This window comes from Photobacterium ganghwense (genome assembly GCF_017329545.1).
Taxonomy (GTDB): Bacteria; Pseudomonadota; Gammaproteobacteria; order Enterobacterales; family Vibrionaceae; genus Photobacterium; species Photobacterium ganghwense.
The window spans coordinates 1,763,420-1,785,024 of sequence record NZ_CP071326.1; the positions used below are offsets into that span (position 1 = coordinate 1,763,420).

Consider the following 21,605-nt stretch of genomic DNA (forward strand, 5'->3'; position numbering starts at 1 on the left):
TAAACATACACAGACAACGCGAGTAAATGGCGTTTTGTCTGTGCAGTTTAAAGTACAATGACGTGACTTATACCCACGGAGCAAGCGGATCGGCTTGTTCCATGATTAAGTCCAGTTCCGCTTTCGGTGGGTAGATAAGTTCGTTGGTGATGACTATTTTGATCTTCTTAGCGTCTTCTTTGACTGATTTGACTTTCTGATCCCAGCCCTCGGTAAACACCGCGCCCCATGAACCAAGATCTAAACAAGTCACATAGTTTTCTTGTTTGTATGGCAAGTAGTCACAATCTAATAGGCTCGCGGCGACATTATGCCCAGCGAACTTACCCATTAATATCGCATGCTGGCAGCTCATCAGTGCATGATTGCCTTTATCATCCGTTGCTGCATAAGCCACATCACCTGTTGCGAATATGTTCGACTGATCGATCACCTTCAATGAAGACTCAACATGCAGCCTGCCCTGCGGACCTTGCTGTTTTGCGAACACGTTCGTCAGATCATTCGCTTTGACGCCAGCCGTCCAGATGACGGTATCGGATTGAATTTCTTCGCCAGAACAGAGCCGTAAACCGTGTGCGGTGATTTCTTCAATCTGCGCATTGAGTATCCATTCAATCTCAAGATCGTCCGTCGCTTGCTTGATGACATCCTGAAGTTCTTGGCTGTAATTCGTACCAATTTGGCCATTACGTTCAATGATAATGACTCGAACAGGCTCGCTCTCACCCAACAGAGCTTTGAGTCTGGCAGGCAGTTCCGTCGCAATTTCAATGCCTGTGAATCCGCCACCACAAACTACAACGGTATTGCGAGCCTGAGATGACGGCTTGCTTGCCAGGCCATTGAGATGCTGCTCAAGCACCGCGGCGGTATCTATTTGGTCAAGATCAAAAGCGTGCTCTGCAATACCTTTCACCATATCTCGGCGCAGGTTTGAACCTGCCGCTAATACCAGCCTGTCGTAGTGCTTGGTTACTAAGTTTTGGTTTTCATCAACATAAACAACGAGCTGTTTGTCCGACTCGATGTGGGTGACATTCCCTGTAATAAATTTCACCCCCATAGCCTCAAAAACAGGCATCAACGGAGACACCAGTGTCTGTACTTTCGACTCATAAAAGCGTGGGCGAACACGTAGTTCTGCAACCGGAGCGATGACAGCAACACTGATGTCATCCGCTTTTTTTAGCTTTGCCAAACGTGCGGCACTCAACGCCGTCCACATCCCCGCAAAACCGGCACCGACAATCACTATTTCTTTGCTCATAAGAGATTCCTCGTTAACTGCTGACTCATCATTTTTGCGCAGCATACAAGAAAAAATAAACTGCGACAACTTTGGTCGTAGTTTATTTTTGTAAGCGATTTCTTTATGCTTGTGGCAAGAGAGTGATTTAAACTCCCAAGTAATTAGAAACAGAGGGTAACTCATGGCTTTTTACAGCTCGGGCGTTGAGTACGGGATTCACTGCTTGGTGAATATGGTTGATGAAGTTGGTGCTCCTAGAGAGATGTCAGTTCGAGAGGCGGCGAACTTACAGGGCGTACCTTATGATTATTTGGGTAAAATATTTACTAAGTTCTCAAAAGCCGGGTTAGTCGAAAGTTCGGAAGGCCGTAAAGGCGGCTACAAGCTTGCCAAATCGCCTGCGGATATCAGCGTTCTTGATATCGTTATAGCGATAGATGGTGAAAAATCTATTTTTGACTGTAAAGAAATCCGGCAACGGATGAATATCTTCACTGATGACGTACCCAAATGGGCATGCGAAGGGATGTGCGGTATTCACGCACTAATGAGAAAAGCTCAGAACCAGATGCAACAAGTCTTGGCTGAACAGTCAATTTTAATGCTTTCGAAACAAATGTATGCGAAAGCCCACACTACTTATGCTTTAGAAATTAAAGATTGGATCGGTTCGACTAGAAATTCAGAACATAAAGCATAGCGATTACCCTTCCTTTACCTTCCTTTAATAGGTTTCGGTCTCATCAAATCGTCGAGTAAGTCGGAACTCATCGTCTTTTATTCGCCAATCTATTGATTCAATTACCACTAGATTGGCAAAACAAATGACGATCTTTTTGCATCCACATACTGAATCGCAACTTATTCGCTAGACACGATAATCCAAGTCAAAACGAAACTGTAGATTCTGTTACGAGCAATGATTCTACCTTGCCTTGGGACATTTTCGGGTCAATAGCTATCACTTTCAGCAAAAGGAAAGACTAGCTGAGTCTGAACAACAACCACGAAAGCATAAGTCCAACAAAAAAGCCCTTGTCTTTCAACAAGGGCTTCGTTGTCGTGGCGGAACGGCCGGGCTGGTGCTCCAGCGGGACTCACTTGTCCGCAGGGCAAACCTAAAACCCAACACAAACAAAAAAGCCCCGTCATTTCTGACGAGGCTTCGTTGTCGTGGCGGAACGGCCGGGCTGGCGCTCCAGCGGGACTCATTTGCCCGCAGGGCAAACCTAAACTCAGCACAAACAAAAAAGCCCCGTCATTTCTGACGAGGCTTCGTTGTCGTGGCGGAACGGCCGGGCTGGCGCTCCAGCGGGACTCATTTGCCCGCAGGGCAAACCTAAACTCAGCACAAACAAAAAAGCCCTTGTCTTTCGACAAGGGCTTCGTTGTCGTGGTGGAACGGCCGGGCTGGCGCTCCAGCGGGACTCATTTGCCCGCAGGGCAAACCTAAACTCAACACAAACAAAAAAGCCCCATCATTTCTGACGAGGCTTCGTTGTCGTGGCGGAGCGGCCGGGCTGGCGCTCCAGCGGGACTCATTTGCCCGCAGGGCAAACCTAAACTCAACACAAACAAAAAAGCCCTTGTCTTTCGACAAGGGCTTCGTTGTAGTGGCGGAGCGGACGGGACTCGAACCCGCGACCCCCGGCGTGACAGGCCGGTATTCTAACCAACTGAACTACCGCTCCAATTCTTTATGAAACTCGGCTTTCACCCAATTTCCAGAATGTGGCGGAGAGATAGGGATTTGAACCCTAGATACGCTATTAACGTATGCCGGTTTTCAAGACCGGTGCTTTCAACCACTCAGCCATCTCTCCGTAAGTGCGGCGAATAATACGGGGTTCCCTGATGGCTGTAAAGCTTTAAAATCAGGAAATTGACCGACCGCTCACTAAAGCATCAAAATCGGCATATTTTCACTAAAAATACGCCTTTACTGAAGAAACCTGGCTGTAAGGTCAGAAAAGATCGTTTTTGCATCGTCCTCGATAATATCGCCGTGGGTCACGACAATACGTTCAAAATCCCATTGCCGGATGTGATCGATAAAACGGGCGAACGCTTGTTTGTCTTTAATGGTGAGCCCCATTTTCAGCGGCGGTGCAACACAACAGCCTTTAAAACCTATGGGCTCAAACACATACTTGGTTAACAATCCCGCCATGCCTTCGGGTTCCTGTTCAGGGTAGTTCTGGATCATGTCGGTAACGATGAGCGAGCGGGAGGGCTGATGAAAAAAGACGGTTTCGTTGAAAAGCGGGACATGTGGCATGGTTTCCCAGAGTAAGTCCTCTTTCCAGACGTTTTCCATCCCCTTCTGGAGGATATGGTAGTTTGACAGCGGCACCTTACGCGGTATGCCTGCACTGACATAGGCATCGGCGTCAGGGTAGGCTTCGCACCACTCTTGCAACCACTTGCTGTGAGCGTTATTAGCCGCGACAATGTATTTGACCTGACCAATGCCATCGACCTGATGCTTCAGACGATCGGACATGGCTGTTGGTGAATGTACCCACACCGCCCTGTCGGCCAGCCGGATAATGGTCATTCGCAATCCCAAGCGGGTGCCCATCATCGACATCGAATCTTCGTGTACCCAAAGGTTTTCCCCAATCTGACGCATCCTGACCTCGCTTCTTGATGACCTGACGATAAATGTATATTGCCAGAGGTCATCAAAGATACCTGCCGACCCGATCACATTGCGTGCTACATCCCTGAAGTGACGAAATTTTTCGCCACTTCAGGAACCGTTACAGCAGGCACCGTTACCGCAGGAACCATTCAGCATGAGTGTACAATCAGCGCACACTTAGCGCTTAATCACCGTGCCACCAGCACCGAGCAAGGAGCATGTCGCACAACCCGGGCAGCATTGGAGCCAAGCAGGTAAGAGCGGAACTTCGGCTTGGCCGATGCCATCACAATCGCATCCACCTTGCTTTCCCGTGCCTGCGCGACGATTTCATCAGCTACCACTCCGTTGCGGATCACGCATCGCCCACGATGGGGCTCAGGCACCAGGTTGGTCAGCATCAGTTGCAACGCCTCGCGGTGAGTTTTGGCATACCCGCCAAACGTGTCGCTGGACACGGTCGGCACCATGCTGTGATGGGCACGAGCATCTTCCACATACAGCATGTCGATTTTGCCGTCGTCATCAAGCAACCGCAGCGCCATGGCCAGCTCCCGCTCCACCACGGCGGAAAAGGCCAAATCAACCGGGATCAGGATGTATTTCAGTCTCATCAGTTTTCTCCCATTAATGTATTCGGCAGCCACAACACCACTTCAGGGAACAGCATGCACAGAATTAGCACACACAGTTTCAGCAGAATAAATGGGGTAATCGAACGGTAGATATCCATCATGGTGACTCCCGGCGGCGCAATGCCTTTGAGGTAGAACAAGGCAAAGCCGTATGGCGGTGTCTGCACGGCGATTTCAATGTTCAAAATCATCAGAATACCGAACCAGATCGGGTCATAACCCAGCGACACAGCGATTGGCGTAAACAGCGGCGCACACATCAGGACGATGATCATCTCGTCGATGATAAAGCCCAGCAGCAGCATGACCACCTGAAGCAAGATGATGACAGCGATTGGCGGCAGCCCGAGATCGTGGGTAAAGTCGGCCACCATGTTCTGCACCCCACTGAGCATATGGAAGTTACTGAACAATGATGCCCCGAGAATAATCCACATCGACACGCTCACCAGCATGGCGGTTTCAAACCCGGAGGTTTTGAACATTTCCAGCCGGAATCGCTTAAAGGCAATGGCCAGCAGAATCGCCCCGAAGACACCAATGGCACCGGATTCCGTCGGTGTGGCAATCCCGGTAATGATGCTTCCCAGCACCGCGACAATCAGCAACAGCGAGAAAAAACCGTCGCGCGCCGTACGAACCTTCTGTTTACGGGTCATCTTCGCTTCGCTGCCTGTATCCAGCGGAGCTTTGGCCGGATTGAGCTTACAGCTGATAATCACGTAAGCCACCATCAGGACGATAGAGATCAGCGCCGGCACAATGGCCGCGATAAACATCCGCCCGACCGAGTTCTGGGTAGTGGCGGAGTACATGATCATTGGAATACTCGGCGGGATCAGAATCCCCAGGCCGCCGCCCGCCATGATCACGCCCAGCGCCAGACGCTTGTCGTAGCCACGTTCCAACATCGGTTTGAGTGCGATACTGCCGGATGTCATGATACCGGCACCGATAATCCCCACCATGGCTCCAATCATGGAGCACACGCCGATAACACTGATCGCCAGCGAACCACGTACACGGCCGATCAGCATCTGGCTGGCGTTGAACATGGCATCCCCAATCCCCGAACGGGTCAACAGTTGTCCCATGTAGATATACAGCGGAATCGCCAGCAGGATAAAGCTGAAATAACTGCTTTCAATGGTGGTCGGGATCAGGTTGAAAATTCCCTCTCCCCAGGTCAGGTAACCAATGCCCATGGCGATCCCGCCTAGTGCCAGACCAACCGGAGCCCCCAGCGCAAAGCTGGCCAGAATACAGCCAATCAAAATCAGCGTCAGAACTTCAATGCTCATGCATCCTCCATCTTGGCTGATTGATATGTAGCAGCCGTTTCCGTATGTGAGTTGTCGCTCGGGCCTGCCGCTTCGCGCTGACTTGCCTGATGATTTTCCTTATTCTCAAGGGCCTGCGGATGAATAACCGGCGCTTGCTCAGCGTCATTATGGGTTGCTTTGTCGACGATCAGGGGTTTGCCGGTGAGCAGATAGCAGACATCCTGAATCCAGTCGCTGGTGAGCTGCATAATGAAGATTGCGCTGGCTCCCATCATCATCACCCAGAAGTGAGCCATGGTCGGCGCCCACTCAGACTGACGGCGATAATTGAACTCAATCGCTTCCTCAAATTTGCCGAAGCTCATTTGTAAAATGACGGCCAGAAAAAAGATGGCCAGCGAATAGGAAAACAGGTTGAACAACGACTTCATGCGCGCCGATACCGTCAGGTACAGCACGTCCACATTGATATGGGCTTTTTTCTGCTGGGCCAGTGCGCCGCCGAGCGCTGCCACATAACCAAACAGGAACAGGGACACATCGTAGGCCCAGATTGTCGGGCTCCCCAGCACATAGCGGGAGAACACCTCAAACACCACCGTTGCCGCCAGCAGCGGCATCAGCAACGATGCCGTCCAGCCAACGCCGTAGACCAGACCATTCACACCGCGGCAATAAGCCGCCAATGTCATCCTTAACATTACTTCCTCCCCTTTAGCGCGTTCCCGGGCTTCATCTCATCAAGTCCGCGTCTAAAAGTACGCCTGAAAATTTCACGCAAATAAAACAGTGACGAGGGGCCGATCAGCCCCTCGCGATTTCCTTGTAAAAACGCCTTATTGTTGCTTTTGCAGAATGTCGACCATTCGGCTGCTGTATTTATCGGATTTGGCGTATTCGCTCCACAAGGAGTTAGCGGCTTCGCTCCACTGACGTTTGTCAGCTTCGCTTGGCTCTGGGCTCCACTGCATGCCTTTGGCTGCCATATCGGCAATGGCCTGCTGCTCCCACAAGCGAGACTTGGTCATCTGCTCACGGGCATGCTGGGCACTGGCAGTGCGGACGATGGCTTTCAGATCGTCAGGCAGTTTGTTCCAGGCCATTTTGTTCACCACAATCGGCAGCACCTGGGCACCGGCAATCGGCAGCGGGTACATGTATTTCGCCACTTCGACGTGGTTACCGTCACGGTGGTCAATCAGGTTACTGCCGATAGAGCCGTCGATAACGCCGGTCGCCAGGCTGGTGTAGATTTCGCTCCAGGCCATAGAAGCCGGTGAGGCCCCCAGCTTGCGCAGGAACTTACCGTACGCGCCCGGCGCACGAATCTTCAGCCCTTTGAAATCTTCAATTGATTTGATTGGCTCTTTGGTCAGCACGTAAACCGGTAGCTGAATGTAAGGTTCCAGCCAGACCAGATTCTGCTTGTCGTAGGCTTCGGTCAGTACTTCGCCCCAGCCACGCTCATGGAACAGCGCACTCAGCTCACCAACATCGTCAGTCATGCCAGGCAGTCCCACTTCCACCACGCCCGGAGGGAACTCACCCGCGTGCATTGGCTGGAAAGGGGCACCCATGGTTACCAGACCGGATTTCACTGAACCCAGCACCCCGGTCTGACCCACGCCTTCTCCGGCATACATCATCTGAACCGCGATACGACCGCCTGACATAGCTTCAATGTTTTCTGCAAAATGTTTGTAGACTTCACCGTAGGCAGTCCCACGTGAATAAAGGTTCACAAAACGCCAGTTATGCTCAGCCGCCGCAGCCTGCGGAACAACAGATAAACCTGCTGCAAACGCAAGTACGCACCCTGCCAGTGTGCGCTTGAGGAAATGACGTCGTTTTGGGGATTGATACATCGGTTAGGCTCCTTGTCTTAGATGTCCATTTGCTGTGTGGTACAGCGTACGTGGCTTGTTTCACTGCCACTTCTTTTGTTTCCGCTTTGTTAAAATAATTACAAGTCATTTACTATGAATAAATATGTTTTTCTCTATCTAAAGTTTTACCGCGGTCAAACCTTCTGGTGGTTCTGTGCACAACTGACTGAAAAAAACAGATAAAAAAAAGGCAACTCCCGAAGGTGTTGCCAACATGCCGGATGGGGCCCTGGCGCCCCAATGACATTTCTCAAAGGACGAAATTTTACAAAATTCCTTCCTCCGAGCAGCGCACGCCGTCATGGTGCGGCAGCCCGAAATTCAGGAACACACATCTACACACTTACATTTACACTTACACTTACATTTACACTTACACTTGCATGCACAACCTGTGCTTACTGGTTGCACTTACAGAAAGCATTTTTCTGTCTCTTCGCGACAACAGGCCACAAGGTGTTACGCCCCCACACCCAAACACAGGTATTTGATTTCCAAATAATCTTCAATGCCATAGCGAGAGCCTTCACGGCCACAGCCGGACTCTTTCACCCCGCCAAACGGCGCAACTTCGGTCGAGATTATGCCTTCGTTGATGCCGACAATGCCGTACTCCAACGCTTCGCTCACCCGCCAGATGCGGCTGTTGCTTTCGGTGTAGAAATACGCGGCTAAGCCGTATGGCGTGGCGTTGGCACGTTCAATCACGTCCTGCTCGTTACTAAAGCGGAACACGGTGGTCACCGGGCCAAACAGCTCCTGATGGGCGATATCCATTGTTTCATTCACATCCACCAGTACCGTCGGCTGGAAGAATTGCGGACCAACATCAGACACAGCGCCACCGGCAGCCAGTACCGCGCCCTGCTCCAGCGCGCGGCTGACCAGACCTTCCACTTTACTGACGGCTCGGGCATTAATCAGCGGCCCGATATCCGTGCCTTTTTCCAGTCCGGCACCAATCTTCATCGCAGCAACAGCTTCCAGGTAACGGGCCATGAACTCGTCATAAATCGCGTCGTGAACATACAGACGGTTGGTACAGACACAGGTCTGCCCGGCATTACGGTACTTGGCAATAATGGCGCCCTGCACGGCTTTGCCAATGTCTGCGTCATCAAACACGATGAACGGAGCATTACCGCCCAGCTCCATCGACACCTTTTTCACCGTATCGGCGGCCTGCGCCAGAATGTGCTTACCCACTGGTGTCGAGCCAGTGAAGGACACCTTGCGCACTTTAGGATGGGTACACAGCACCTCACCCACCGTCGCCGGTGCCGAAGTCGTCACGATATTAACCACCCCGGCCGGAATGCCCGCCAACTCGGCCAGCTTAACCAGCGCCAACGCGCACAATGGCGTGTCTTCGCCCGGCTTGATCACAACGGTACAACCAGCCGCCAACGCCGGTCCCACTTTGCGGGTGATCATCGCAATCGGGAAATTCCACGGGGTGATCGCCGCCACCACGCCAACCGGCTGTTTGATGGTCAGATAACGGTTTTCCGGACGGGCCGACGGAATATGATCGCCGTAAGTGCGTTTCGCTTCTTCGGCAAACCACTCGATGAAAGATGCCCCGTACAGCACTTCGCCATAGGCTTCAGAGTATGGTTTGCCTTGTTCAGTTGTCAGCAGGGTGGCCAGCTCATCAGCATGCTCAACAATCAGATCAAACCAGGCTTTCAGCAGACCGGCGCGATGTTTGGCCGTCGTTTTTTTCCACTGTCCGAACGCCTTGTCTGCCGTCAGCACAGCGCGTTCCGCTTCTGCCGCGCCCATATCCGGCACGGTCGCAATCAACTCGCCATTGGCCGGATTAAACACCGGATGCGTTGCGCCGTTGTCTGCGTTAACCCATTGACCGTCAATAAAAGCCTGAGACTGAACTAACTTTAAATCTTCCATATACCTGCCCTTAACCGAGAACTCATACCCGGCTCATAGAATGATGTTGCGATTCCGTTCATAATGCGTGAACAGAATATTATCAATCGGGACAGCTGAATAAATTTTCACTGTTAAACCTGAAGTTTTACGGGCATAAAACTATGACAAGACCCTCTATGCCGGTAGGTCAAATCGGTGATTACGAGATCAAGCAACTGAAGATTTTCAAGACAGTTGCCGACTGCGGCGGTTTTTCGGCGGCAGAAACCGAACTGAATATCAGTCGCTCGACCATCAGCATTCACATTTCCAACCTGGAATCGCGCCTTAACCTGATCCTGTGCCGACGCGGGCGGGCGGGCTTTTCGCTCACGGAAGAAGGTGCCGTGGTGTATGACGCCACGGTTAAGCTGCTGGGCGAGCTGGAGAATTTCCGCAGCACCATCCACCACCTCGGCAGTCAGTTGACCGGCTCACTGACCGTGCTGTTCAGCGATACCATCAGTCTGGATCCCCGCGCCGGCATGCCGCAGGTATTCCGCAAATTCGCCAAGCTGGCCAGCGAGGTATATCTGACGTCTGAAGTGGCACGCATGACAGAAATCGAGCGGCAGGTGCTGAGTGAAGAGGCCGATATCGGCTTTATTCCTTATCACCGCAGTCTGGACGGGCTGGACTATCAGCATATCTACTCAGATACCTGCTATCTGTACTGCAGCAAGGACAACCCGCTTTATAGCCTGGATGAAGAAGAACTGAGTGATGAGATTATTGACGGGTTTCCGGTCGCTTATGCTGGAATGAAAACCCAGGAGAACATCAGCGGCCATCTGGCGAACATGAACCTTAAGGCCACTGCCTATAACTATGAGTCACGACTGGCGCTGATTCTGTCATCGCGCTATATCGGTTATCTGCCCGAGCATTATGCCCGCCCTTACGTGGAAGACGGTGAGCTGAAACCCGTCGCTCTTGATCGCCGATTCTACACGCTGGAGATCATGGCGATCACCAAGAAAACGTGCAGCGTTAACAAGGTGCGCTCATTGTTTATCAAAACCATGCAGGATCATTACCGGCAGTAGTGCTGTCGGTGTTATGTCGCCGGTACCGGAGTTTCTGTCGTCATGCTTATGGGCACCGCCGCCCCAACTAAAAAGCAACTCGACCAATACAGCTCAAAAAAACACAGCTCAAAAAATACAACAAAACCACCACTGCCATTATCAATGGCAGTGGTGGTTTTGTTTTTTTGTTTGGAAACAGCGGTGTGTTGTCGGCGCAGATTTTCTTTATCTGTTTTATCGACTTCATGTCGCTGACAACTTCACGTCACAGGCACCTTCTGCCGTTTACGCCGCCTGAGAGGTGTCAGCAGATGGGGTATCCAGTCCCTGCTTTTCAACCACTTTTTGGCAGATGTAATCCCCTATTGGCATGGCCGAGGTAGCAGCCGGTGACGGTGCGTTACACACGTGCAGGCTGCGCGGGCTGTCAGCGAACAGGAAATCATGCACCAACGTACCATCTTTAAGTACCGCCTGAGCGCGGATCCCGGCCGGATAAGGCTGCAAGTCTTCCAGTTTGATTTGCGGACAATATTTGTTGACCAGCTTGAGGTAGCCCGGTTTCCACCATGAGTTCAGCGTTTCACGCAAGCCGCTCTTCAGGTGCTGGCGCGTCACTTTCCAGAATCCGCCGAAACGCAGCATTTCCGCAGTGTCTTTAATACTAAAATTGATCTTGCCGTAGCCTTCCCGCTTCCAGCCCTGCACCGCATTCGGTCCGACGGTCACCGAACCGTCGATCATCCGGGTCAAGTGCACGCCAAGGAACGGTAAATCCGGATCCGGAATCGGGTAAATCAAGTGGTTGACGATATCGTTGTATTTTTCCGGCAGACGGTAATATTCACCACGGTACGGGATGATCTGGAAATCGGTTTTAATCCCCAGCATCTTCGTTGTGCGGTCAGCCATCAGGCCGGAACAGGTGATCAGGAACTTGGCCGATAACGTGAATTCGCTGCTGTCAGCACGACAGGTCACGCTCACTGCGTCAGCGCTTTCATTCAGTGCCGTCACACAGGTATTCATCAGCACCTCGCCGCCCAATGCGGTGAACTCTTCCGCCATTTTTTCGGTGACCCGGCGGTAGTTGACGATACTGGTGGTATGTACCAGCAAAGCACCCAGCCCAACGATGTTAGGCTCTTTGGCTTTCAGTTCATACTGATCAAGGCGCTCCACCTCGATTCCGTTCTCATGGCAACGCTGATACAGGGCTTCCATGCGCTCAAGCTCAACGGCGTTGGTCGCGACCAGCAGTTTGCCGCAGTTTTCCATTGCGATATCGTGCTTTTTACAAAACGCGACAGTGGCTTCCAATCCGGCCTTACAGAACTTGGCCTTCAGGCTGCCGGGCGCGTAATACACCCCGGCATGAATCACGCCGCTGTTGTGGCCGGTCTGGTGGGTCGACAGCCCCCCTTCTTTTTCAATGACCAGCACCGATTTCTCCGGAAACCGCTGCTTCAGCTGCCACGCCGTAGACACGCCGACAATACCGCCGCCGACAATCACATAATCGTAAACCTTACTCAAAACTCATACTCCAGACAGACGAAAAAACTCGCCGCAAACCTGCGGCGAGTGCTCAACAGGGACCGTTAACAGCATAACTCGCGGTTAGCGGACTGTTCGCGGATAACGGGCTGTTAGCGGGTAAAATGACCGCGCTGACGCAGCAGTTCACGAGTAAGGCCAGGGTTAGAAACAAATTTGTCACGGCCATGTAGCCAGCGGTGGTTATGAACCACCAGCATCGCACCCACCTGAACACGTACATTGAAGCAGTTGGTGTCGTTTTCCAGTGACTCGCCCATTTCGTAAAGGTACAGGCCCTGTTGCATGTTTTGTGGCTGAGCAAACTGATCGATAAACAGCATGTGCGGCTTACCTTCGCTGTCTTCTTCAAAGAAAACCGGGTGTTCGATGGAGTAGCCAATGTTCTTACTTGGCGGCGCGCTCCAAACAATGTTTTGTTTCGCCATCGGGTGGTGGTAGAAACGCTCCAGATCCTGCCATTCATCCACATGCAGCAGCAGCGAGTCACCCATTTCCATATTTTTCTCGTCCATCTTCATCATCAGGACAAAGTCGGTGCGCTCATTGACGTACGTACCGTCGTTGTGCAGTTCCATACGGCGGTGCGCCTGACGCAGGTAGCTGTCGCTGTTGTCTTCGTTACGCACGGTGAAACGAGCGTAGAACTTGCCGTACATGGCATCAAAGTTCGGCAGACCGATCAGGTGAGAGATGGCTGTTGACAGTTTTACGAAGAAATCACGCTGCTCGTCGGTATCTTCAAATTGTGCCTGAGCCTGCTCGTCACCTTCCAGCAGGAATGCCCCCGTGGTGCGATCCAGCATGATCTGGTTCAGCATTTTGCCCAGCTGGTAGTCACAGCTTTTATCCAGCGCATCCGCAACCGCAAAACGCAGGAATGGCTTGTATTCGATCGACTGTACGCTCCAGTTCGCGGTCAGATCAACAAAACGATCCAGCGTGTGTTTGGCAAGAGTGACGACCTGAAGGCGGGCATTTACCGAATGCGGGGCCACAGTGAATCCCGAAAATTCCTGAGTCTTAAGATAGTTTGCAGAAGCAATGGTCATAGCTGTAATCCTTGTAATACGTGGCTGTTTGCCGGTTCCATTCACAGTGTGTCGCCGCCTCCTGGCAGGCAACAAAACATTAACAAGGTCGTGACGATATTAACAATATATGGTAGAGATAGTTTCCATATATATTTTAGATAGCAAGCCAGATACCTTGCTTAATACATTGTCAGTAAAGGAAAAAATCTGGCAAGCGGAAGCCTGACCTCCCAACATTTCACCCGAAAAAAGGATTTCGTGATGATTGATCTCAAGCGACTGCACTACTTCAACGTGCTGGCCGAGACCGCCAACTTCACCCGCGCAGCGGATCAGCTTGGCATTGCACAATCGGCACTCAGCATCAGCATTCAGAAACTGGAACAGCAGCTCGGCCTGAAGCTGATTAACCGCAGCGATCGGCAAATGAGCCTGACCAGCGACGGCCAGGTGTTACTGCGTCATACCCGCCAGATCCTTGAAAACGTCGAACAAGCCGAAAAGGAGCTCCAGGAACGAAAAGGGCTGGAAAGCGGCGTGATTACGTTTGGTGTGCCGGCCATGCTGGGGTCTTACTACCTGCCCGATGCGCTGGCGCTGTTTAAGCAGACCTATCCAGGGATTCAGATCAACATCCACGAAGCCGGTACTGCGACGCTGGAGAAGATGCTGCTCGACGGCCAGCTCGATCTGGCGCTGATCCGTTCAGACCGCAGCCATGATCAGATCCGCCATGTCACGCTGGCCAAAGAGCAGATTGTTGCCTGTGTACGCCGGGAGCACCCGTTTGCCAGCGAAGGTAAAGTCACACTGGAAGCGTTCTGCCGCCAGCCGCTGGTACTGTTTCGTAACGGGTATTTTCTGCGGGAATCCGTCAGCCGCTACTGCCAGCAACACAAAATCACGCCGGATCTACGGTTTGAAACCAACCTGATTGAACTGCTCAAGTCACTGGTGCGCAAAAACATCGGGATCAGTACCTGCCTGCCCATTATCGTGCGTGATGAACCGGATCTGGTGACGGTACCGTTTGACCCGCCGATCCCGCTGCATCTCGGACTGGGGTGGAAATCCAGCCACTACCTGTCGAGCGCGGCGCAGGCGTTAGTGAAGTTTTTGCAAGCCGAGTTGCAGGCCGAATTGCCAATCCCGTCGTAATCCTCGTTGCACACCTCGTGGCAATTCTCGTTGCAAAAATCGTTAAAAACCCCATTGCAATCATAGTGATACCTGGGTGGCAAACTTCGCGTCAATCGAGCAGAGGCTCGATTGAGCGCAAAACGGTAAACCCGGCTGGCCTGTGGCACATTGGTTTGTTTGAAGGAATTAAAACTTTATATTTAATCGCCGTCATTTTCCTTTTTCACACACCTCGATAACCTTTACGCAACAACCAACAACACAGAGCCAGGACATGAAAAAGAAAGTGAGCTATGACGCCTTCTGGATGCCATTTACGGCAAACCGCGATTTCAAAGCCAACCCGCGCATTATTAATCGTGCCGAAGGCATGTATTGCTATTCAGATAACGGGACTCAGCTGCTGGATGCCACGGCGGGTCTGTGGTGTGTGAACGCTGGTCACGCCCGTCAGGAAATCGGTGAAGCCATGGCTCGCCAGGTCGCCGAGCTGGACTACAGTTCACCGTTTAACTTCGGTCACGACATCGGCTTTGAATTTGCTGAGCGTCTGGTTGAGTTCACGCCAACCGGCCTGAACAAAGTATTCTTCACCAACTCAGGTTCTGAAGCGGTAGAAAGTGCGCTGAAAATTGCGCTGGCTTATCAGAGAGCCAAGGGCAACACCACGAAATTCAAACTGATTGGCCGCGAACTGGCTTACCACGGTGTGAACTTCGGTGGCCTGTCTGTGGGTGGTCTGACACCAAACCGTACCGGTTTTGGTCCGCTGCTGCCAGCCGATCACCTGAGCCACACCCTGGATGTTGAACGCAATGCCTTCAGCAAAGGGCTGCCAGAGCACGGCGTAGAAAAAGCAGAGCAACTGGAACAACTGATTCAGTTCCACGGTGCCGAGAGCGTTGCTGCCGTGATCGTTGAGCCTATTTCCGGTGCCGGCGGTGTCATTCTGCCACCGAAAGGCTACCTGAAACGCCTGCGTGAAATCTGTGACCGTCATGACGTGGTGCTGATTTTCGATGAAGTGATCACCGGCTGGGGCCGTCTGGGTTCACCGTTTGCTGCTCAGGAATTCGAGGTTACCCCTGATCTGATCACCTCTGCAAAAGGTATCACCAGTGGCGTGGTGCCTCTGGGAGCGGTATTTGCCAAAGATGAGATTTACGAGACAGTGGTGAACAGCGCCGCAGAAGGCAGCGTCGAGTTCTACCACGGTTACACCTACTCAGGCCACCCTGTTGCCTGTGCTGCCGGTCTGGCAACCATGGACATCTACCAGCGTGAAGGTCTGCTGGAGCGTGGCCGCGGTGAAATCGGTCAGTACTTTGCAGACGGCCTGCATTCTCTGAAAGGCATTCAATCTATCGTGGATATCCGTAACTACGGCCTGATCGGTGCGGTGCAGTTTGCCGCTCCGGCAGATGGCAAGCCAATCGGTTTTGATATTCTGAAACGCTGCTACGACAAGGGCCTGCTGGTACGCAGCATGGGTAACACCATCGCCTTGTCACCACCACTGATCATTGAGAAATCACACGTTGATCAGATTATCGACACGCTGGCAGCGGTCGCTAAAGATATTCCAGCCAAATAAGTAAAACGATTCACCCCCCGATTCGCCAGGATGTAACCTTTCGGCATCCTGGCGTTTTTTTGTCTGCATTTTCTGGCGCTAATCCAAGCCGTGTAAACACCATCTAAACAGCATCCACACCAGATACACCACTATGCTGATCGCTGAGGGACAAAGAGCCAGAGAGAAAATAACCAGGCAGCAAAAAAGAGAGATTAAAAGAAAACAAATAGAAAATAGAAAATAGAAAATAGAAAATAGAAAATAGACAAATAAAGAGGGAAAGGTACCAAGCAACAGGCAAGCCCAACCCGCGAAGCAAATCACTGCCTGCTGAGGCCACTTAATGAGAGCGGTATTTGGCAGAGGTAATAAACTGACTGAATGCCTCGCACCAGATAATCACCGTATTGTACTGTTCAATATCTACCGACGGCGGCACATAAACCACAAAACTTTTAAAGTTTTTCACCGATCCGATATCTACCATCTGAGGTTTGAGCGTGTTAAACGCCGCTTCTGTCTCAACAAATTGAGGAGACAGATATACCCGATAGTCCGGCCCCGGTGCCATATCGCCGATAAAACTGATTGCATCCGGAGCAACCGCCACGGCACCTTCGCCCCAGTGCAGAAAATCACTGTCCTCCCTGTCCCGCACGAACAGGGTCAGATAACGCGCATTGAGCACCACCTGCTGCACGGCCTTCTGCGGCGGCGGTGGCGGTGCCGTCATCACCGGTAACAAGTAAATACCCAGCATAAAGCCGATAGCCAGCATCAGACTGTGGCTGACAATGTTAGGTATCCATTTCATGGCCTTCATGAACGCTCCTTCACGGTAGCTCGTATGCGGTAACCCCTGCTCGGAAGCCCCTTTACAGCAACCCCTTCGGATCACTCATTTATAATAGCTCTTTCAGCATTTCCCCGTCATATCCGCCCTGATACAAAGACCCAATTCGAGACAGCCATTTATTTCATAATCACGCTCGATTTCTTAAACACTCTTGCTGGGTGAAAAGATTTACTGCGTCATCCGGCGGCTGAACCATTTTGTGATCTGCTCAACCACAGCCTGCCGAACCGGACCACCGGTATGGCTGCGGGTCTGCAGCAGGTCAACCGTCGTCATCCAGCCGTTCGGTTCATACTCCACCTGCAACAGGGTAAGATCGCCCTTGGTCAGAAACGGCTGCGACAGAGATTCCGGCACAATCGCCCAGCCCAGCCCCTGCGTCGCCATATCTAACAGCAGCTGATGGGTATTGGCATACCAGACCTGAGGGCTGATTGCGTAGCTGAACCACAGTTCCTTACCGGCTGAAGACCGCTGGGCCAACTGGCGATAATTGCGCAGATCGGCATCATTAATCTGGGCCATGCCCGCCAACGGATGTGAAGGCGCAGCTAAGGTGATAAACCGCTCATAGCCTAACGTGACAAAATCCACGTTCTCCTGCATGCTGCCGTCTGCATAGACCACCCCGATATGGGCATCGCCCCCCTTCACTAGATCATAGATATCAAATGTTGATGCCGTCGTAATCTCAATCGTGGTCATCGGGTACTGCGCATTAATAACATCCAGATAGTGAAATAAAGAGGGAGCCATCAGACTTTCTTCCACCGCAATGGTCAGCGCGTGCTCCTCTGCTGCCTCCAGCGCCAGCACTTTCTGATCCAGCCGCTGCTGCTGTAACAGTACTGAACGGGCAATGGGCAGCAGGGCTTTTCCGGCCTCGGTCAGCACCGGCACATTGCCGCTGCGATCAAACAACGTCTGATTCAGAGCAATTTCCAGATTAGCCACGGCCTGACTGACCCCAGACTGCGCCCGCTTTAACTTACGGGCTGCTGCCGAGAACGATCCGCACTCGCACACTGCCGAAAACATTTTCAGCTGTTCAAAACTGTACACCTATCCTCCTGCGGCCACGGCGCATGTCGCACATCAATTTACACCTCGATTCACGCTTCAATTCGAACATCAGTTCACGCATCAATTCGCACATTTAAGGTATCACACATCGTGATGACTGCTAACTTTTCCTGTGAATTGGGATTGTTATGATGTCAGACAATTAACATTCATTTTTGAGAACACAATGACACTGCGAGAACGGTTATTCCATGCGGCTTTGTTTGAACTGCTGGCGATTATATTTTCAGTGATAGGTTTGATGCTGCTGACCGAGCACTCGGTTTCATCACTATCAGGATCAATGATAGCAGTCGCCTTTATCGCCATGGTGTGGAACATGGCATTTAATGCTGCTTTCGACCGACTTGTGCCCGGAAAACGGGAAAACCGCGGCTGGCTGCTGCGCATTGGCCATGTCGCGGCGTTCGAAGGTGGCCTGCTGCTGTTCACCGTTCCGGTGATGGCCTGGATCCTTCAGGTCAGCCTGTGGCAGGCTTTCATTCTGGATATTGGGGTCACTCTGTTTATTACCTTATACGCCCTGATTTTTAACTATTGCTACGACCACTCCCGCGCCTATCTGATCCGCAAGGGTCACTATCAGCCTGTTACGGCTTACTAGCTTACGCCGTAACGCGCAGCCTAATACAAACAGTCAGTACAACAAGCAGCTAAAACTAGCAGTCTGAAACAGGCTTTTTCAAAAAACAGCTTCCCGCAGACTGAATGACAAAACCCAAATCCCATACCAACGCATAACAGACTTGTGCCATCCGGCCTGAAACATTGATGAGGAAAGATCATGCCTGCTAATCACCAGCTATCTACACACCTGTCAGTCGACGAAGCCTTTGCCCTGCTTAAGCGGGGCGTCGATAGCATTACCCCAGAAGTGGCACTAAAAGAAAAACTCCAGCTGAACCGCCCGTTAATTGTGAAGCTCGGGGCAGATCCGACGGCGCCGGATATTCACCTGGGCCACACCGTGATCCTGAATAAGCTCCGCCAGTTTCAGGATCTCGGCCATCAGGTGATTTTCCTGATTGGCGATTTCACCGGCCGGATCGGCGACCCATCAGGTAAAAACACAACCCGCCCGCCCCTGACGACCGAACAGGTGATGGCGAATGCCGAAACCTACCAGCAACAGGTCTTCAAAATTCTCGACCCGGCCAAAACCCAGATTGTGTTCAACTCACAATGGCTATCGAAGCTGGGCGCGGAAGGCATGCTGAAGCTGGCTGCCAGCCAGACTGTCGCCCGAATGATGGAACGTGAAGATTTCAAACAGCGCTTTGCCGCAAACCGCTCCATCGGCATTCATGAATTTATTTACCCGCTGCTGCAAGCGCACGATTCAGTAGAACTGAAAGCTGACATTGAACTGGGCGGCACCGACCAGACGTTCAACCTGCTGATGGGACGTGAACTTCAGAAACAGCAAGGTATGGCACCACAGGTAGTCATTACCATGCCGCTGTTGGTCGGTCTGGACGGCGATAAAAAGATGTCGAAATCAGCCCATAACTACATCGGGGTGACAGAATCACCGGATGAAATGTTCGGCAAAATCATGTCGATTTCTGACGATTTGATGTGGAATTACTTCGAATTGCTCTCATTCCGCCCAATGGAAGACATTGAACAGCTGAAAGCCGAAATTGCCGAAGGCCGCAACCCGAAAACCGTTAAAGTGCTGCTGGCAAAAGAAATTGTTGCCCGTTTCCACAGCGATGCTGACGCCGAAGCCGCCGAACAGGCTTTTGAACAGCGCTTTAAACATCAGGTACTGCCGGACGATCTCGACGTTCTACCCCTGCCGCAAGGTGCCGCCATTCCTAACGTGCTGAAAGACGCCGGATTGGTCAGCTCAACGTCAGAAGCACTTCGCCTGATCCGTCAGGGTGCAGTAAAAATTGATGGCGAACGCCTCGACGATCCGCAGTTTATCCCGGCCACGGGCAGCGCCATTTATCAGGTTGGAAAACGCCGTGTAGCCAAAATCGCCTTAAGCTGATTGGTCGACTCTGTCTCATCAAACAACCCAACAGGCGCGTGAAAGGCACGCCTGTTGGGTTTGTGTAAAAGCCATAAGTTCATTACTGGACAGAAATGTGCCAGTGTTTTTGCTAATTTAGCAAACCACCAATAACTAAACCATCAGTAGAAGTTCAGCTAGAAGGAGATACCTTCAGGTACATATTTGACTGCGCTTTTCTCCCTATGGACGATGCAGAGCTGGATTACGCATTTTTGAATGCCAACCGGAAAGCCCTTCAGGCGATCTACACAAACAATGAAAATGTCCATGTTTAACGATAAAAAAGAATAAACATGAACCTTTGGCTATGCTACCGTAAATTCGCTATTTAATTTGGTGGAGATAGATAATGAGCGGCAGTTGGGCTGACGTCTTTCCGTATTTTGCTGGAGCTTTAAAGCTTATTGTATTAGGTATTGGAGGCTACTTAGCTATTAAGTGGCATTTTGATGAAGAGGCAAGGGTGAGGGAAGAACAAGGCGTTGTATTTGATAGGTCAAGCTACATGAAAAAGATGGCAATGATACTAGTCTTTCTAGTCACCCTAGTGATTCTAGTGATTTATGCCACTAACTGGTTGCTCTACTGACGGGCTTTGCTGTTACGAACGATGTTTGGCGATTTCCAATTGAATAGCCATTTAATCAGTAGACACTTCGTATCATTACTAAAATTTGAGTACAGTCGAACTCTTATATGTATATTGCACCTGTTCGAAATACATAATGGGGTATAAACGTGCTAGCGATGACTCGGCTGGCACGTCTCTGGACAAAAGTGAGCTAGAGGCATTGCTCTAGCTCGGGTGATTTAGATTAGAAAATGTATTGATGCCGTATATAGTCTATCTAGTATGCTGCCTTCAGCAGGTATTCATAAGCATCTAGTCAGGAAAAACAACAATACCCAGCGCTTCGAGAAGCTGTTCTTGCTGCCAAGCCGCAATTTTGATACCTGATGTATCGACTTTGCGGGGATCTAAACCGTCGAGTTCGGCGTGGCATAAATTGGCACCCTGTAGGCTAAATTGCCCCCAGACATCTTCGGAAAAAACACCTCGACTTAAGTCTGACTCTTTCAGTGATGCACCCGTTAGGTGAGTTCCTATCCAGCGATTTTCAAACAACTCACATTTTTCTAAACAAACCCTCTCCATATTGGCATAGGAAAGGTTAGATCCAGTAATAAAGGCTGAGCAAAAGTACATACGATTACTCACTTGATTGGCAAAGTTTGCTCGGGAAAAGTTGGCACCTTTTAAATCACACTCACGTAACTCAATACCGTAGCAATTGGCGTTACTGAAGTTTGCCATCGCAAGTTGGCATTGTTGGAAACTTGCATCGCGAAGATCTGCGACATCAAAGTGGCAGCCTTCGATATCACCCTGTTCAATGAACTTGCAGTTAACGAATGTCGTATCGCGCAAGTTAGCACGTCGAAAGTCGCAGCGAATGAAAGTGCAAGCAGTGAACGTGAGAGCACTTAAGTCTTTATGTGAAAAGTTGTGGTACCGATATGTATGATTGTAGGTTTCCATGAGGGCTCCTTGCTGAACTGAAAGCAAGACTACCATTATGCTTATGCGAAGACATTAAAATAAAATCCTATAAAATCAATATATTAAAACCCCTCAATTTGCCTGTTTTAAGGGGTCAAATTGGTACGTAGCGCGC

The 21,605-nt window shown here is 51.1% G+C and carries 19 protein-coding genes and 2 tRNA genes; 7 read left to right on the top strand and 14 right to left on the bottom strand.

Going from position 1 to position 21,605, the window contains the following annotated elements; translation table 11 throughout:
* Nucleotides 1-67: 67 nt before the first annotated feature.
* Nucleotides 68-1,435: an NAD(P)/FAD-dependent oxidoreductase gene (locus tag FH974_RS24045; RefSeq protein WP_242551925.1), complete on the bottom strand. Its 1,368-nt coding sequence runs from the start codon at nt 1,433-1,435 to the stop codon at nt 68-70.
* Here FH974_RS24045 and FH974_RS24050 point away from each other — a divergent pair.
* Complete coding sequence (locus FH974_RS24050) at nt 1,434-1,952, top strand: RrF2 family transcriptional regulator (protein WP_207103881.1); 519 nt, start codon at nt 1,434-1,436, stop codon at nt 1,950-1,952. The two genes, FH974_RS24045 and FH974_RS24050, sit on opposite strands and share 2 nt — an antisense overlap.
* 914 nt (nt 1,953-2,866) lie before the next feature.
* On the opposite strand, the gene FH974_RS24055 is transcribed toward FH974_RS24050, so the two are convergent.
* The 8 genes from FH974_RS24055 to FH974_RS24090 form a co-directional block, all read right to left on the bottom strand.
* Nucleotides 2,867-2,943: transfer RNA gene (locus FH974_RS24055), tRNA-Asp, on the bottom strand.
* 41 nt (nt 2,944-2,984) lie between these two features.
* Nucleotides 2,985-3,075 (bottom strand) — tRNA-Ser (locus FH974_RS24060).
* 116 nt (nt 3,076-3,191) lie between these two features.
* Nucleotides 3,192-3,884: a DUF4336 domain-containing protein gene (locus tag FH974_RS24065; protein WP_207103882.1), complete on the bottom strand. Its 693-nt coding sequence runs from the start codon at nt 3,882-3,884 to the stop codon at nt 3,192-3,194.
* 200 nt (nt 3,885-4,084) lie between these two features.
* Nucleotides 4,085-4,510 (bottom strand): universal stress protein, encoded by a 426-nt coding sequence (locus FH974_RS24070; protein ID WP_207103883.1) that lies wholly within the window; start codon nt 4,508-4,510, stop codon nt 4,085-4,087.
* The gene (locus FH974_RS24075) at nt 4,510-5,832 is read right to left on the bottom strand and encodes a TRAP transporter large permease (protein ID WP_047885136.1); all 1,323 of its coding nucleotides are present in this window, start codon (nt 5,830-5,832) and stop codon (nt 4,510-4,512) included. Before FH974_RS24075 ends, FH974_RS24070 begins: the two co-directional genes overlap by 1 nt.
* On the bottom strand, nt 5,829-6,515 hold the full coding sequence (locus tag FH974_RS24080) for a TRAP transporter small permease subunit (protein WP_207103884.1): 687 nt from the start codon (nt 6,513-6,515) through the stop codon (nt 5,829-5,831). The genes FH974_RS24075 and FH974_RS24080 overlap by 4 nt, the downstream gene beginning before the upstream one ends.
* A gap of 135 nt (nt 6,516-6,650) precedes the next feature.
* The gene (locus tag FH974_RS24085; protein WP_047885135.1) at nt 6,651-7,679 is read right to left on the bottom strand and encodes a TRAP transporter substrate-binding protein; all 1,029 of its coding nucleotides are present in this window, start codon (nt 7,677-7,679) and stop codon (nt 6,651-6,653) included.
* Nucleotides 7,680-8,159: 480 nt separating this feature from the next.
* Nucleotides 8,160-9,611, bottom strand: a complete 1,452-nt coding sequence (locus FH974_RS24090) for an NAD-dependent succinate-semialdehyde dehydrogenase (RefSeq protein WP_207103885.1) — start codon at nt 9,609-9,611, stop codon at nt 8,160-8,162.
* Nucleotides 9,612-9,754: 143 nt separating this feature from the next.
* On the opposite strand from FH974_RS24090, the gene FH974_RS24095 reads away from it, so the two are divergent.
* Nucleotides 9,755-10,678, top strand: coding sequence for a LysR family transcriptional regulator (locus FH974_RS24095; RefSeq protein WP_047885133.1), 924 nt, complete (start codon nt 9,755-9,757; stop codon nt 10,676-10,678).
* Nucleotides 10,679-10,945: 267 nt separating this feature from the next.
* On the opposite strand, the gene lhgO is transcribed toward FH974_RS24095, so the two are convergent.
* Nucleotides 10,946-12,196: an L-2-hydroxyglutarate oxidase gene (lhgO, locus tag FH974_RS24100; RefSeq protein ID WP_207103886.1), complete on the bottom strand. Its 1,251-nt coding sequence runs from the start codon at nt 12,194-12,196 to the stop codon at nt 10,946-10,948.
* Between the two features lie 113 nt (nt 12,197-12,309).
* The gene (glaH, locus tag FH974_RS24105) at nt 12,310-13,269 is read right to left on the bottom strand and encodes a glutarate dioxygenase GlaH (protein WP_047885131.1); all 960 of its coding nucleotides are present in this window, start codon (nt 13,267-13,269) and stop codon (nt 12,310-12,312) included.
* Nucleotides 13,270-13,515: 246 nt separating this feature from the next.
* On the opposite strand from glaH, the gene FH974_RS24110 reads away from it, so the two are divergent.
* Both FH974_RS24110 and aptA read left to right on the top strand, forming a co-directional pair.
* On the top strand, nt 13,516-14,409 hold the full coding sequence (locus FH974_RS24110) for a LysR family transcriptional regulator (protein WP_047885179.1): 894 nt from the start codon (nt 13,516-13,518) through the stop codon (nt 14,407-14,409).
* Between the two features lie 256 nt (nt 14,410-14,665).
* Nucleotides 14,666-15,985: an omega-aminotransferase AptA gene (gene aptA, locus FH974_RS24115; RefSeq protein WP_047885130.1), complete on the top strand. Its 1,320-nt coding sequence runs from the start codon at nt 14,666-14,668 to the stop codon at nt 15,983-15,985.
* A gap of 322 nt (nt 15,986-16,307) precedes the next feature.
* Here the strand turns inward: aptA and FH974_RS24120 are convergent, their stop codons facing one another.
* Together FH974_RS24120 and FH974_RS24125 are read right to left on the bottom strand one after the other, a co-directional pair.
* A complete protein-coding gene (locus FH974_RS24120; RefSeq protein WP_047885129.1) occupies nt 16,308-16,790 on the bottom strand; it encodes a DM13 domain-containing protein in 483 nt (160 codons plus the stop codon).
* Nucleotides 16,791-16,991: 201 nt separating this feature from the next.
* Nucleotides 16,992-17,885, bottom strand: a complete 894-nt coding sequence (locus tag FH974_RS24125; RefSeq protein ID WP_047885128.1) for a LysR family transcriptional regulator — start codon at nt 17,883-17,885, stop codon at nt 16,992-16,994.
* Between the two features lie 187 nt (nt 17,886-18,072).
* Between FH974_RS24125 and FH974_RS24130 the strand changes: the two genes are divergently transcribed.
* The 3 genes from FH974_RS24130 to FH974_RS24140 all read left to right on the top strand — a co-directional run bounded on the left by FH974_RS24130 (nt 18,073) and on the right by FH974_RS24140 (nt 20,518).
* Nucleotides 18,073-18,510 (top strand): PACE efflux transporter, encoded by a 438-nt coding sequence (locus tag FH974_RS24130; protein WP_047885127.1) that lies wholly within the window; start codon nt 18,073-18,075, stop codon nt 18,508-18,510.
* Between the two features lie 180 nt (nt 18,511-18,690).
* Nucleotides 18,691-19,905 (top strand): tyrosine--tRNA ligase, encoded by a 1,215-nt coding sequence (gene tyrS / locus FH974_RS24135; protein WP_047885126.1) that lies wholly within the window; start codon nt 18,691-18,693, stop codon nt 19,903-19,905.
* Between the two features lie 373 nt (nt 19,906-20,278).
* Nucleotides 20,279-20,518 carry a hypothetical protein gene (locus FH974_RS24140; protein ID WP_047885125.1) on the top strand — a complete coding sequence of 80 codons (240 nt, stop codon included), beginning with the start codon at nt 20,279-20,281 and terminating at the stop codon, nt 20,516-20,518.
* 294 nt (nt 20,519-20,812) lie between these two features.
* On the opposite strand, the gene FH974_RS24145 is transcribed toward FH974_RS24140, so the two are convergent.
* On the bottom strand, nt 20,813-21,469 hold the full coding sequence (locus FH974_RS24145) for a QnrS family quinolone resistance pentapeptide repeat protein (RefSeq protein ID WP_207103887.1): 657 nt from the start codon (nt 21,467-21,469) through the stop codon (nt 20,813-20,815).
* Nucleotides 21,470-21,605 lie beyond the last annotated feature (136 nt).

What these genes read in the sequence shown, in the direction of transcription:
- FH974_RS24050 (WP_207103881.1), top strand. Translation starts at nt 1,434, where the DNA reads ATGGCTTTTTACAGCTCGGGCGTTGAGTACGGGATTCACTGCTTGGTG.
- FH974_RS24045 (WP_242551925.1), bottom strand. Translation starts at nt 1,435, where the DNA reads ATGAGTTACCCTCTGTTTCTAATTACTTGGGAGTTTAAATCACTCTCT.
- FH974_RS24065 (WP_207103882.1), bottom strand. Translation starts at nt 3,884, where the DNA reads ATGCGTCAGATTGGGGAAAACCTTTGGGTACACGAAGATTCGATGTCG.
- FH974_RS24070 (WP_207103883.1), bottom strand. Translation starts at nt 4,510, where the DNA reads ATGAGACTGAAATACATCCTGATCCCGGTTGATTTGGCCTTTTCCGCC.
- FH974_RS24075 (WP_047885136.1), bottom strand. Translation starts at nt 5,832, where the DNA reads ATGAGCATTGAAGTTCTGACGCTGATTTTGATTGGCTGTATTCTGGCC.
- FH974_RS24080 (WP_207103884.1), bottom strand. Translation starts at nt 6,515, where the DNA reads ATGTTAAGGATGACATTGGCGGCTTATTGCCGCGGTGTGAATGGTCTG.
- FH974_RS24085 (WP_047885135.1), bottom strand. Translation starts at nt 7,679, where the DNA reads ATGTATCAATCCCCAAAACGACGTCATTTCCTCAAGCGCACACTGGCA.
- FH974_RS24090 (WP_207103885.1), bottom strand. Translation starts at nt 9,611, where the DNA reads ATGGAAGATTTAAAGTTAGTTCAGTCTCAGGCTTTTATTGACGGTCAA.
- FH974_RS24095 (WP_047885133.1), top strand. Translation starts at nt 9,755, where the DNA reads ATGACAAGACCCTCTATGCCGGTAGGTCAAATCGGTGATTACGAGATC.
- glaH (WP_047885131.1), bottom strand. Translation starts at nt 13,269, where the DNA reads ATGACCATTGCTTCTGCAAACTATCTTAAGACTCAGGAATTTTCGGGA.
- aptA (WP_047885130.1), top strand. Translation starts at nt 14,666, where the DNA reads ATGAAAAAGAAAGTGAGCTATGACGCCTTCTGGATGCCATTTACGGCA.
- FH974_RS24120 (WP_047885129.1), bottom strand. Translation starts at nt 16,790, where the DNA reads ATGAAGGCCATGAAATGGATACCTAACATTGTCAGCCACAGTCTGATG.
- FH974_RS24130 (WP_047885127.1), top strand. Translation starts at nt 18,073, where the DNA reads ATGACACTGCGAGAACGGTTATTCCATGCGGCTTTGTTTGAACTGCTG.
- tyrS (WP_047885126.1), top strand. Translation starts at nt 18,691, where the DNA reads ATGCCTGCTAATCACCAGCTATCTACACACCTGTCAGTCGACGAAGCC.
- FH974_RS24140 (WP_047885125.1), top strand. Translation starts at nt 20,279, where the DNA reads ATGAGCGGCAGTTGGGCTGACGTCTTTCCGTATTTTGCTGGAGCTTTA.
- FH974_RS24145 (WP_207103887.1), bottom strand. Translation starts at nt 21,469, where the DNA reads ATGGAAACCTACAATCATACATATCGGTACCACAACTTTTCACATAAA.